Genomic DNA, 12,177 nt, shown 5'->3' with positions numbered 1-12,177 from the left:
AATGCGGCGTCGCAGCGAAGTTATTCAAAAATGCAAGAAGATGAATTTATGATTGCGTAACGCCGGACGGTCTACTAACGTATGCAGGCCAATCGCCCTGATCCGCACCGGACGGCGACACGCATAGGGAGGAGACATGAGGCATTTTACACGCACCCTGGCGGTGCTGGCGCTGACCGCCAGCCCCATCCTGACCAGCCCCGTCCTGACCGGCCCTGCCTGGGCCGAAGAGGTCGCGCCGGCCGATGTCGTCTTTGACGAATACGGCGCAGTGGCCAAGTCGCTGACCGGCGTGCCGGGCGATCCGGCAAAAGGGGCCGAGGTCATGGCCAGCAAGAAAATCGGCAATTGTGTCGCCTGCCACGCGGTTGCGCAACTGTCCGACACGCCGTTCCACGGCGAGGTCGGGCCGGAACTCAGCTGGACCGGCGAAGCCCGCAGCGAGGCCGAGCTGCGCGGCATCCTCGTGAACTCGAAGAAGACCTTCGAAGGCACGGTGATGCCCGCCTACTACAAGACCACCGGGTTCATCCGCCCGGGCGAGGGTTTCACCAAGAAGCCCGCGCAGGAACCCCTGCCGCCGCTGCTGAGCGCGCAGCAGATCGAAGACACCATCGCATTCCTGATGACGCTGAAAGACCAGTGACCCGGGACCTGTTGAGGAGAAAGACATGAGCATCACACGACGCGATACCCTGGCACTTGGCCTTGGTGCGGCGGCGCTGACCATCCTGCCGTTCCGCCTGAGCGCGGCGACTGAGGACGCCATCGCCGCCTTCACCGGCGGGGCCGACGTGGCCGACGGCGGGGTCGATCTGACCGCGCCCGAAATCGCCGAGAACGGCAACACCGTGCCGATCGCCGTCTCTGCCGAAGGCGCGGCCGCGATCCTGGTGCTGGCGGCCGGCAACCCGACCCCCGGTGTGGCGGAATTCAAGTTCGGCCCGCTGGCCGGATCGCACAGCGCCTCGACCCGGATCCGTCTGGCCGGAACGCAGGATGTGGTCGCCATCGCCAAGATGGCCGACGGCAGCTTTGCGCGGGCGTCCAAGACCGTGAAGGTCACCATCGGCGGCTGCGGCGGCTGACCCGGAACAAGAGGAGAGAACCAAATGGCTGAAGGTGTCAAACCCCGCGTCAAAGCGCCGAAATCCGCCTCTGCGGGCGAGGTGGTGACGATCAAGACCCTGATCTCGCACCCGATGGAATCGGGCCAGCGCAAGGACAGCAGCGGCAACAAGATCCCGCGCTCGATCATCAATCGCTTCACCTGTGACTTCAATGGGCAGAACGTGATCGACGTGACCATGGAAGCCGCGATTTCCACCAACCCGTACTTCGAATTCGAAGCCACCGTGCCCGAGGCCGGTGAGTTCAAGTTCACCTGGTACGACGATGACGGGTCCGTCTACGAAGATACCAAGGCGGTCAGCATCGCCTGAGCGGCGCGGCACCGAAGGTATCTTGGGGTCGGCCGCGCAGGTCCGACCCAAGCCAGGCCGAGACCCGGTGGCGCACACCGGGTCCGGGATCAGCTAGGGAGGAGACAACATGCGAGCATTCGCAACATCACGGGCTACGACGTCACGCTTGGCCATGACCATTGCCGGCGCACTGGCCATCGCCGCCACCCCGCTTTTCGCGGATGAAGAGGCCGATCTGGTCCTGAACGGGGAAACCGAAATGGTCGTACGGACCGCGGCGCCGGATCATCTGTCCGACACGCTGGACGAGATCTATTCCGGCTGGGTCTTCCGCAATGACGACACCCAGGTCATGCAGGCGGACGATTTCGACAATCCGGGCATGATCTTCGTCGATCAGGCGATGGAAGCCTGGGCCGCCGCGGACGGGTCCGAAGGGAAAAGCTGTGCTTCGTGCCACGATGGCCCGGAAAGCATGGCTGGCGTGCGTGCAAGCTATCCCAAGTGGAACGCCGACGCGGGCGAGGTCCGGACGCTCTGGATGCAGATCAACGACTGCCGCGAAAACCAGATGGGGGCCGAGCCCTGGAAGATCACCGGCGGGGACATGGCCGCGATGGAGGCCCTGATTTCGGTCCAGTCGCGCGGCATGCCGGTGAACGTAGCCATCGACGGCCCCGCCGCCGAGACCTGGGAAAAGGGCAAGGAGATCTACTATACCCGCTATGGTCAGCTTGAGCTGAGCTGCGCCAATTGCCATGAGGAAAACTATGGCAATTACATCCGCGCCGATCACCTGAGCCAGGGTCAGATCAACGGTTTCCCGACCTATCGTCTGAAGAATGCCAAGCTGAACAGCGTCCAGGCCCGTTTCGAAGGCTGCATCCGCGACACGCGGGCAGAACCCTTCAAGCCGGGCAGCGATGAATTCATCGCGCTGGAACTTTACGTCGCCTCCCGTGGCAACGGTCTGTCGGTCGAAGGTCCTTCGGTCCGCAACTAAGCCAGATCCCCGTGCGGTCCGTCACCGCACGGGGTTTCCCGTTTCAAATAAATGCACACATGCGAATGTGTCGTGATAGAAGAAAGCATCAGCCCATGATCTCCCGTCGCGATTTTCTCCAGGTTTCCATGGCAAGTGCCGCGCTGGTCGGGGCCTCGGGCTTTGGCAATTGGGCGCGGCTTGCCGCGCAGCAGGCGCTGACCCAGGATCAGCTGCTGGAGTTTGATACCTTTGGCAATGTCTCGCTGATCCATGTCACCGATATCCACGCCCAGCTGAAGCCGATCTATTTCCGCGAACCCTCGATCAACCTCGGGGTGGGGGGCAATAAGGGCGAAGTACCGCATATCACCGGGGCCGAATTCCGAGCGCGGTACGGGATCAAAGATGGATCGCCGTCGCATTACGCGCTGTCCTCGGGGGATTTTGCGTCGCTGGCCAAGGGGTACGGCCGCGTCGGCGGGCTGGACCGGGTGGCCACGGTGATCAACGCGATCCGTGCGGATCGGCCCGACGCGCTGCTGCTGGATGGTGGGGACACCTGGCACGGGTCCTACACCTGCCATCACACCGAAGGCCAGGACATGGTCAACGTGATGAACGCGCTGAAGCCCGATGCGATGACCTTCCACTGGGAATTCACCCTTGGGTCCGCGCGCGTGAACGAACTGGTGGAAAGCCTGCCCTATGCGGCGCTTGGTCAGAACATCTTTGACGCCGAATGGGATGAACCTGCGGAACTGTTCAAACCCTACGAATGGTTCGAACGCGGCGGGGCCAAGATTGCCGTGATCGGTCAGGCCTTCCCGTATATGCCGATCGCCAACCCCGGCTGGATGTTCCCCGAATACTCCTTCGGGATCCGCGACGAACACATGCAGGCAATGGTGGACGAGGTCCGCGCCCAAGGGGCCGATCTGGTCGTCTGCCTGTCGCACAACGGCTTTGACGTCGACAAGGCCATGGCCGGCAAGGTGACGGGCATCGACGTGATCCTGTCGGGCCACACCCATGACGCGCTGCCCGAGCCGGTTCAGGTCGGCCAGACCTTCATCATTGCCTCGGGGTCGAACGGCAAATTCGTGTCGCGCGTCGATCTGGACGTGCGCGACGGCCGGATGATGGGGCTGCGGCACAAGCTGATCCCGATCTTCTCGGATGTCATCACGCCCGATGCGCAGATCGCCAAGCTGATCGATGACCAGCGCGCGCCCTACGAGGCTGCCCTGCGCGAGGTCATCGGCCAGACCGAAAGCACGCTGTATCGCCGGGGCAATTTCAACGGCACCTGGGACGACCTGATCTGTGACGCGCTTCTGTCGGAACGTGACGCGCAGATCGCCATGTCTCCGGGCGTCCGTTGGGGCCCATCCCTGGTGCCGGGCGACGACATCACACGAGAAGACCTTTGGAACGTCACCTCGATGTCCTATCCAAATGCCTATCGCACGGAAATGACAGGGGAATTCATCAAGATCATTCTCGAAGACGTGGCCGACAACATCTTCAACCCCGATCCCTATTACCAGCAGGGCGGCGACATGGTGCGGATCGGCGGCATGGCTTACGCGATCGACATCTCGAAACCGCAGGGCAGCCGGATTTCCGACATGACCCTGATGTCCAGCGGTGAGGCGATCGACCCCTCCAAGACTTACACTGTAGCCGGCTGGGCCAGCGTCAACGAAGGCACCGAAGGCCCGCCGATCTGGGACGTGGTCGAAAACCACATCCGCAAGATGGGCACCGTCACGGTCGATGAGACCAACACCGTCAAGGTGACCGGCCTTTGATCGCCGCGCGGCGGGGATCCCGGTGCCGGGCTTGGAGCAGACTTGGAACAGACAAGGCAAGATGATGATCAGGAGGACAGGCAGATGAGCCATGACTTCGTCAAGAAATCCCTGACACGCCGCGGCGTGCTGAAGGGGGCCGCAAGCGGGGCCGGGGCCGCCGTGCTGGGGGCAGGGGCCGCCCGCGCCCAAGGCCCCGATCCGCTGATCACCGAAAAGCAGGACTGGGCCACGGGCCTGGGCGATGGCGTTGACGCCACCCCCTATGGTCTGCCGATCAAGTATGAAGACGACGTGGTGCGCCGCAATGTGCCCTGGCTGACGGCGGATCCCATCAGCTCGATCAACTTCACGCCGATCCATGCGCTGGACGGCACGATCACCCCGCAGGGCTGTGCGTTTGAACGCCACCATTCGGGCGCGATCGAGCTGAAGAAGGAAGATTACCGGCTGATGATCAATGGCTTGGTCGATACGCCGCTGGTCTTCTCCTACGCTGATCTGGAACGCTTCCCGCGCGAAAACCGGGTGTATTTCTGCGAATGCGCGGCGAATACCGGCATGGAATGGGCGGGCGCACAGCTGAACGGCGCGCAGTTCACCCATGGCATGATCCACAACATGGAATACACCGGCATCCCCCTGCGGACCCTGCTGGAAGAGGCCGGGCTGGCGGCCGCCGGAGACCTGAAGGACAAATGGGTCTATGTCGAAGGGGCGGATGCGTCCTCGAACGGCCGCTCGATCCCGATGGACAAGGCGCTGGATGACGTGCTGGTCGCCTTCAAGGCCAATGGCGAGGCGCTGCGCAAGGAACATGGCTATCCCGTGCGCCTAGTTGTGCCCGGCTGGGAAGGCAACATGTGGGTCAAATGGCTGCGCCGGATCGAGGTGACCGAGGCCGCGGTGGAAAGCCGCGAGGAGACCTCGAAATACACCGACACGCTGGCCGATGGCACTTCGCGCAAGTGGACCTGGGTCATGGATGCAAAATCCGTCGTGACCTCTCCCAGCCCGCAGTCGCCGATCCGGCACGGCAAGGGGCCGCTGGTGATCACCGGCCTGGCCTGGTCCGGGCGCGGCGCGATCACCCGCGTCGATGTCTCGAAGGATGGCGGCAAGACCTGGGAAACCGCGCGGCTGGCGCAGGAAGGCCAGAACAAGGCGCTGACCCGCTTCTATCTGGATACCACCTGGGACGGCGAGGACATGCTGCTGCAATCCCGCGCCATGGACGAAACCGGCTATGTCCAGCCGACCAAGCACCAGCTGCGCGAGGTGCGCGGCGAAAACTCGGTCTACCACAACAACTGCATCCAGACCTGGCATGTGAAACCCAATGGGGAGGCGGAAAATGTCGAAGTCTCTTAAGCTTTACCTGGGCGCGGCGGCAGGCACCGTCGTGGTGTTGGGCACCGCCTATGCCGCGGCCAATGCCTCGGTCGATTATCCTGAGGTCGCGGTGACGCACCAGAAATCCGCGCCCGTGGCGGCGGCCGATGCACCGGCCCCCCAGGATGAAGCCGACGCCCCGGTCCGCCTGGCCGAGGCACATCAGGCCCGCACAACCGCGAGCGATGCTTCGCACATCACCGTGCCCACCACCATGCCCGAAGTCTCGACCGAAGCCGGGCGCTTTGGCCTGGGCCGTGCGGCCCTGCCGGAAGAAGTCGCCGCCTGGAACCATGACATCATGCCCGACGGGTCCAACCTGCCCGTGGGATCGGGCGACGTCTGGACCGGGGACGAGGTCTTTGCCGAACATTGCGCATCCTGCCACGGCGATTTTGCCGAAGGTCGCGACAACTGGCCCAAACTTGCGGGCGGGCAGGGCACCCTGGCCGACAAGGACCCGCTGAAGACCGTGGGGTCCTACTGGCCCTACCTCTCGACGACTTTCGACTACATCCGGCGATCGATGCCCTTCGGCAATGCCCAGTCGCTGTCCGACGACGATGTCTATGCGATCACGGCCTATATCCTCTATTCCAACGATCTGGTGGATGACGATTTCGTGCTCTCGAACGAGACCTTCATGGATGTCGAGATGCCCAATGCCGAAGGCTTCATCGTCGACGACCGCGAAACGACCGAGGCGCATTTCTGGGCCGAGCCCTGCATGGAAAACTGCAAGGGCAGCGTCGAGATCACCATGCGCGCCAGCGTGCTGGACGTGACCCCGGACGAAGGCGAAGACACCGCCACCAGCGAGGAGACCGGCCCCCCGGTCGAGGAGCAGGCCGCCGCGCCGCAGGCCGAACCCGTGCAACAGGCCGCAGCCGAGGAAGCTGCGCCCGAAGCTCAGGCAGGGGCCTCGATCGACATGGCGCTGGCCGCCGAGGGCGAGGGCGTCTTCAAGAAGTGCAAGTCCTGCCACCAGGTCGGCGACGGGGCCAAGAACCGCACCGGCCCGATGCTGAACGGCGTGGTCGGCGCGACCATCGGCCAGGTCGAAGGCTTCAAGTATTCCAATGACATGGCCGCCCTGGGCGAGGCGGGGCGCAGCTGGACTGCAGAAGATCTGAACGCCTTTCTAGAAAAGCCCAAGGACTTCCTGAAGAAGACCAAGATGTCCTTCGCCGGGCTGCGCAAGGAAGAGGATCGGCTGGCGGTGATCGAGTATCTCAAGACCTTCCAGTGACCTCTGGGTGATCCCGAAAGGATCGGCTGAGGGAAGGGGGATGCCCGGTCGTTCGCGTCCCTGATCGGGCAACCATCCCACCCTAGAGGCCGATCTTGCCACCGGTCGCGCACAGCCGTCGGGCTTGCGCGGCCGGTTCCTTTCTGGCGGGCAGGGACGCGACCGTCCGGGGCTGGCCCAGAGTCGTATCCTTGGTGATAACCCTGCCGGGCGCAGCAAGGCCCGGGCACAACCACAGCGCGCAAGGGGGGCTGGCGCACGCGCCTGCCTGTCGCAAAGTCACCCAGGCCTTCGGTTTACCGTGAGGTTACAAGTTGCCCCCCTTGCCCTTGCAGCCGGTCACGGGCGTCACTAAGACTCTGTTAGATCCTGATCGATAAGGATCGAAAGGTAGCAGGAGGCGGGCCGGATGAGCGACGTTTACGAACATTACATGAATACACTGGTGCCCATGGTGGTCGAACAGACCAGCCGCGGGGAACGCGCCTATGATATCTTCTCGCGCCTGCTGAAGGAGCGGATCATCTTCGTTTCCGGCCCGGTGCATGACGGCATGTCCTCGCTGATCGTGGCGCAGCTGCTGCACCTCGAGGCCGAGAACCCCAGCAAGAACATCTCGATGTACATCAACAGCCCCGGCGGCGTGGTGACCTCGGGCCTGTCGATCTATGATACCATGCAGTACATCAAGCCGAAGGTCGGCACGCTGGTCATCGGCCAGGCGGCGTCCATGGGCTCGCTGCTGCTGGCGGGTGGTGAGGCGGGCATGCGCTATGCCCTGCCCAATGCCGAGGTGATGGTGCACCAGCCCTCGGGCGGGTATCGCGGCCAGGCGACGGACATCATGATCCACGCCAAGCACACCGAGCGTCTGAAAGAACGTCTGAACCGGATCTACGTGAAGCACACCGGCCAGGACTACGAGACGGTTGTCGACGCGCTTGAGCGGGATAACTTCATGACCGCCGAGGAAGCCAAGGACTGGGGCCTGATCGACGAGATCTTTGCAAGCCGCCCCAAGGCTGACGGCGAAGAGGCGTAAGTCACCGGATCATCACGATCCCGATGTGACGTATTTTTGACATTGTGGATGGTCTGGGGGTGACTTAGGCTATCTGCCAAAGCTTATTTCCGCCCCTTAAGGGGGCGGGATAACCGGGCAAGGCCCCGCATCGGGGCGAAAGGTGTGAAATGGCGAACAATTCTGGCAGCGACAGCAAGAACACGCTCTATTGCAGCTTCTGCGGCAAAAGCCAGCATGAGGTGCGTAAGCTGATCGCCGGCCCGACCGTGTTCATCTGCGACGAATGTGTCGAACTCTGCATGGACATCATTCGGGAAGAAACGAAATCCTCGGGCCTCAAGGCCTCCGAAGGTGTGCCGACCCCGCAGGAAATCTGCGACGTGCTGGACGATTACGTGATCGGCCAGAAGGTGGCCAAGCGTGTGCTCTCGGTCGCGGTGCACAACCATTACAAACGTCTGAACCACTCGGCCAAGTCGGGCGGCGACATCGAACTGGCCAAGTCGAACATCCTGCTGATCGGCCCGACGGGCTGCGGCAAGACGCTGCTGGCGCAGACGCTGGCGCGGATCCTGGATGTGCCCTTCACCATGGCCGACGCCACCACCCTGACCGAAGCCGGTTACGTGGGCGAGGATGTGGAAAACATCATCCTCAAGCTGCTTCAGGCGTCCGAATATAACGTCGAAAAGGCGCAGCGCGGCATCGTCTACATCGACGAGGTCGACAAGATCACCCGCAAGTCGGAAAACCCCTCGATCACCCGCGACGTGTCGGGCGAGGGCGTGCAGCAGGCGCTGCTGAAGCTGATGGAAGGCACCGTGGCCTCGGTTCCGCCGCAGGGCGGCCGGAAGCACCCGCAGCAGGAATTCCTGCAGGTGGACACCACGAACATCCTGTTCATCTGTGGCGGTGCCTTTGCGGGCCTTGACCGGATCATCGCACAGCGCGGCAAGGGCTCGGCCATGGGCTTTGGCGCGGAAGTGCGGGACAATGACGAACGCGGCGTGGGTGAGATCTTCCAGGATCTCGAACCCGAAGATCTGCTGAAATTCGGTCTGATCCCGGAATTCGTCGGCCGTCTGCCGGTTCTGGCAACGCTGGAAGACCTGGACGAACCCGCGCTGGTCACCATCCTGACCGAACCGAAGAACGCCCTGGTCAAGCAGTACCAGCGCCTGTTCGAACTGGAAGACGCCAAACTGACCTTCACCGAAGACGCGCTGTCGTCGATCGCCAAGCGGGCCATCGAACGCAAGACCGGTGCCCGGGGCCTGCGCTCGATCCTGGAAGACATCCTGCTGGACACGATGTTCGACCTTCCGGGCATGGACAACGTCGAAGAGGTCGTGGTGAACGAAGAGGCCGTGACCTCGGACGCCAAGCCGCTGATGATCTACGGCGACGCCAAGAAAGAAGGCGCGACGGCGGGCTGATCGGCCGCAGTTGGATTTTTGTCAGGGCGGGGATTTTTCCCGCCCTTTCTTATGGAGAAGACCATGACCATCACACGCATCCATTCGGGCGGGGAATTCGAAGCCAAGCTGGGCTATTGCCGGGCTGTCGTCGCAGGCGGTTTCGTCCACGTGGCCGGCACCGTCGGCCAGGGCGACGAGGTGACCGCACAGTGCCGGTCCGCGCTGGAGGTGATCCGCGACGCGCTTGAGAAGGCCGGAAGCGGCATGGATAAGGTCGTGCGGGTGACCTATTACCTGCCCGACCGGACCGAGTTCGAACCCTGCTGGCCGATCCTGGCGGAAACCTTCGGGGACAACCCGCCGGCCGCCACGATGATCGAAACCGGGCTGATCGACCCGAAATACCGGATCGAGATCGAGGTCACCGCGCTGGCGTGACCGGCCCCGGGCGCGAACGGGGCCACCTGGCCTGATCTGCCTATCGACCAGACCCAGACACCCGGCACGCCCGTCGTGCCGGGTGTTGTCATGTTCGGGGGCAGGGGGACGGAAAACCACCGCCGCAGGGCCTTCGTGAACACTTCGGCAACCACTGGCAGGGCAGGATGCCGCGGGGGACCGGGCGCGGGCTGCTCGGGGCTGGACGTTCAACCCCGAATAGGCCATATCAGGAACAAGCTAACCGGAGGCTTGGCATGGGCATTCTCAACACCTTTCTTGGCGCGGTGACCTGGTGGAACGGCGCGACGCTGAACACCAAGCTTTACACCCGCCGAAAGGGCACCAAGGTGGGCGAGGACGAGTATGGGAACACCTATTACTCGGCCAACGACGGCAAGAAACGTTGGGTCATCTACAATGGTGAGGTCGAGGCAAGCCGCATCGGTCCCGATTGGCACGGCTGGTTGCACCACACCTTTGACGAGCTTCCGACCGACCGCCCGCTGGTTCACAAGCCCTGGGAAAAGCCGCATCTGCCGAACCTGACCGGCACACCCGAGGCCTATGCGCCCGCAGGATCGCTGCGCCGCCCGGACCCGGTTGCCCGCCAGGATTACGAGGCCTGGAGCCCCGAGTAAGGGGCCAGGTCTCAGGGGCGCGCAGTTTCATGTCCGAAAACACCACCGAAGTCATCGTCGGCGGGGCCGTTTTGGCCTTGGCCATCGGGTTCGGCGTCTATGCGGCGCAGATCGCCGGGGTCGGCACGGGCGGCGCGGGCTATCCGCTTAGCGCCTCGTTCCGGTCGGCGGATGGCGTGTCGCTTGGCACGGATGTGCGGCTGGCCGGGGTGAAGATTGGCACGGTCACCGGCATCGATCTGGATGAAACCACCTATCGCGCGGTGACGACCTTTACCGTGCGCGACGGGATCGAGGTGCCGGACGATTCCTCGGTCGTGATCTCTTCCGAAGGGCTGCTGGGCGGCAACTATGTCGAGATCCTGCCCGGCGGGTCGCCCTTCAGCTATGCCGCAGGGGACGAGGTTCTGGACACCCAGGGCGCGGTCAGCCTTGTGTCGCTTCTGATGAAATTCGTCGCCGGGGGCGATCAATGAACCGTTTGAAGTCTTTCACGGGCAAGGGCGTGGCGTCGCTGGCGCTGGCGTCGATCTTGGCCGGTGCGTGTCTTCTGGGGCCGCTGGCGGCTCCTGTCGCGGCGCAAGAGCTTCTGGCCCCGCTGGACTTGGGGCCGCTGGACCTGGGCCAGCAGGGGCTGGACCCGCAGGCCCTGGATCAGTCGTCGACGACCCCGCTGAACCCCGAACCCGCCCCGCAGGACGAGGTATCCATCGGGACGGGCGCGACGCTGCGCGGGCTGGACAAGATCAACGGCGACACGCTGGATGTGACGGTGCCCTCCGGCTCGGCCGTGATGGTCGGCAAGCTGTCGGTGACCATGTGGGAATGCCGCTATCCCGAGGGCAACGAGGCCGGAGATGCCTTTGCCTTCATGACGATTACCGAACCCGCGAAATCCGCCGACCCGATCTTTTCGGGCTGGATGATCGCCTCGTCCCCGGGTCTGAACCCGCTGGACCATTTCCGCTATGACATCTGGGTATTGAGCTGCACGACCTCGTGACCTGAGACGGGCAGGGGCTGTGCAGTGAAACTGGCCGGCTGGGTCAGGGCTTCGGCCAGCTGGGCGCGATAGGCGGCCCGGCTGATTTCCTGCGCGCCCAGGGTGGCCAGATGCGGCGTCAGGAACTGGGTGTCGAACAGCTGAAACCCGCTGCGGTTCAGATGCGCCACCAGCCAGGCCAGGGCGATCTTGGACGCATCCCTTCGGCGCGAGAACATGCTTTCCCCGAAGAAGGCCCCGCCAAGCGCCACGCCGTAGACGCCGCCGATCAGGCGGTTTTCGGGGGACCAGACCTCGAACGAATGGGCAAAGCCGCTGTCGTGCAGCTGCATGTACAGATCCGCGATCCGGGCGGAGATCCAGGTTTCCTCGCGCGCGGCACAGCCGTCCAGCGTGCCGGCAAAATCGCGGTTGATCGCGATCCGGTAGTCATCGCGCCGCAGCGCCCGGGCAAGCGAGCGCGAGATGTGGAACCCGTCCAGCGGAAAGACCCCGCGGCGGCGCGGCTCGACCCAGAAGATCTCGGGGTCGTCGCGGTGTTCGGACATCGGAAAGATGCCCGAGGTATAGGCGTGCAACAAGAGGTCCGGCGTCAGCTCACCGTGGTCGCTGTCTTTCATTCTCTGCCCGTGGTTGGACCGCGCTTGGGATCAGTGACCTGACCCGTGGCCTGTAGTCTGCCAGAGCCGGGGCAGAATTGCGAGGGGGGAGCTTGTCGGCCCTCTCAGGCCTCCGCGCCGCGTTACCCGGACGCGGGGGCGTAAACGAAGAACGCCCCGGCGCGGGGGCCAG

14 protein-coding genes are annotated in these 12,177 nt (G+C 63.7%); 13 read left to right on the top strand and 1 reads right to left on the bottom strand.

The genetic code is table 11. The features are described from left to right. The first annotated feature begins 136 nt into the window (after positions 1-136). The 13 genes from soxX (at position 137) to BMX99_RS12035 (ending at position 11,385) form a co-directional block, all read left to right on the top strand. Positions 137-646 (top strand): sulfur oxidation c-type cytochrome SoxX, encoded by a 510-nt coding sequence (soxX, locus tag BMX99_RS12095; protein ID WP_093452044.1) that lies wholly within the window; start codon positions 137-139, stop codon positions 644-646. Between the two features lie 25 nt (positions 647-671). Next, positions 672-1,088, top strand: coding sequence for a thiosulfate oxidation carrier protein SoxY (soxY, locus tag BMX99_RS12090; protein WP_093452041.1), 417 nt, complete (start codon positions 672-674; stop codon positions 1,086-1,088). A 24-nt stretch (positions 1,089-1,112) separates the two neighbouring features. Further along, on the top strand, positions 1,113-1,442 hold the full coding sequence (gene soxZ, locus BMX99_RS12085; RefSeq protein WP_093452039.1) for a thiosulfate oxidation carrier complex protein SoxZ: 330 nt from the start codon (positions 1,113-1,115) through the stop codon (positions 1,440-1,442). Between the two features lie 154 nt (positions 1,443-1,596). Continuing rightward, on the top strand, positions 1,597-2,427 hold the full coding sequence (gene soxA / locus BMX99_RS12080; protein WP_244525543.1) for a sulfur oxidation c-type cytochrome SoxA: 831 nt from the start codon (positions 1,597-1,599) through the stop codon (positions 2,425-2,427). Between the two features lie 95 nt (positions 2,428-2,522). Further along, entirely contained in the window at positions 2,523-4,220 is a 1,698-nt protein-coding gene (soxB, locus tag BMX99_RS12075; protein ID WP_093452034.1) for a thiosulfohydrolase SoxB, read from the top strand. 84 nt (positions 4,221-4,304) lie between these two features. Continuing rightward, a complete protein-coding gene (soxC, locus tag BMX99_RS12070) occupies positions 4,305-5,591 on the top strand; it encodes a sulfite dehydrogenase (protein ID WP_093452031.1) in 1,287 nt (428 codons plus the stop codon). Next, positions 5,575-6,861: a c-type cytochrome gene (locus tag BMX99_RS12065; RefSeq protein ID WP_093452028.1), complete on the top strand. Its 1,287-nt coding sequence runs from the start codon at positions 5,575-5,577 to the stop codon at positions 6,859-6,861. The genes soxC and BMX99_RS12065 overlap by 17 nt, the downstream gene beginning before the upstream one ends. A gap of 409 nt (positions 6,862-7,270) precedes the next feature. Beyond that, positions 7,271-7,903, top strand: coding sequence for an ATP-dependent Clp protease proteolytic subunit (locus BMX99_RS12060; protein ID WP_093452025.1), 633 nt, complete (start codon positions 7,271-7,273; stop codon positions 7,901-7,903). Between the two features lie 149 nt (positions 7,904-8,052). Continuing rightward, positions 8,053-9,321 (top strand): ATP-dependent Clp protease ATP-binding subunit ClpX, encoded by a 1,269-nt coding sequence (gene clpX, locus BMX99_RS12055; RefSeq protein ID WP_093452023.1) that lies wholly within the window; start codon positions 8,053-8,055, stop codon positions 9,319-9,321. A gap of 63 nt (positions 9,322-9,384) precedes the next feature. Beyond that, positions 9,385-9,741 carry a RidA family protein gene (locus tag BMX99_RS12050; protein ID WP_093453279.1) on the top strand — a complete coding sequence of 119 codons (357 nt, stop codon included), beginning with the start codon at positions 9,385-9,387 and terminating at the stop codon, positions 9,739-9,741. 257 nt (positions 9,742-9,998) lie between these two features. Continuing rightward, on the top strand, positions 9,999-10,382 hold the full coding sequence (locus BMX99_RS12045; protein WP_093452020.1) for an NADH:ubiquinone oxidoreductase subunit NDUFA12: 384 nt from the start codon (positions 9,999-10,001) through the stop codon (positions 10,380-10,382). Positions 10,383-10,411: 29 nt separating this feature from the next. Next, positions 10,412-10,858 (top strand): outer membrane lipid asymmetry maintenance protein MlaD, encoded by a 447-nt coding sequence (gene mlaD / locus BMX99_RS12040; protein WP_093452017.1) that lies wholly within the window; start codon positions 10,412-10,414, stop codon positions 10,856-10,858. Continuing rightward, on the top strand, positions 10,855-11,385 hold the full coding sequence (locus BMX99_RS12035; RefSeq protein ID WP_244525544.1) for a DUF2155 domain-containing protein: 531 nt from the start codon (positions 10,855-10,857) through the stop codon (positions 11,383-11,385). Before mlaD ends, BMX99_RS12035 begins: the two co-directional genes overlap by 4 nt. Here the strand turns inward: BMX99_RS12035 and aat are convergent. After that, positions 11,349-12,005 carry a leucyl/phenylalanyl-tRNA--protein transferase gene (aat, locus tag BMX99_RS12030; protein ID WP_093452014.1) on the bottom strand — a complete coding sequence of 219 codons (657 nt, stop codon included), beginning with the start codon at positions 12,003-12,005 and terminating at the stop codon, positions 11,349-11,351. The genes BMX99_RS12035 and aat overlap by 37 nt on opposite strands. Positions 12,006-12,177: the final 172 nt, after the last annotated feature.

The organism is Pseudooceanicola nitratireducens (assembly GCF_900109195.1).
In the GTDB taxonomy this organism is placed as follows: Bacteria; Pseudomonadota; Alphaproteobacteria; order Rhodobacterales; family Rhodobacteraceae; genus Pseudooceanicola; species Pseudooceanicola nitratireducens.
Note: the sequence above shows the minus strand (reverse complement) of the source record. Positions and strands in the feature narration are given on the sequence as shown.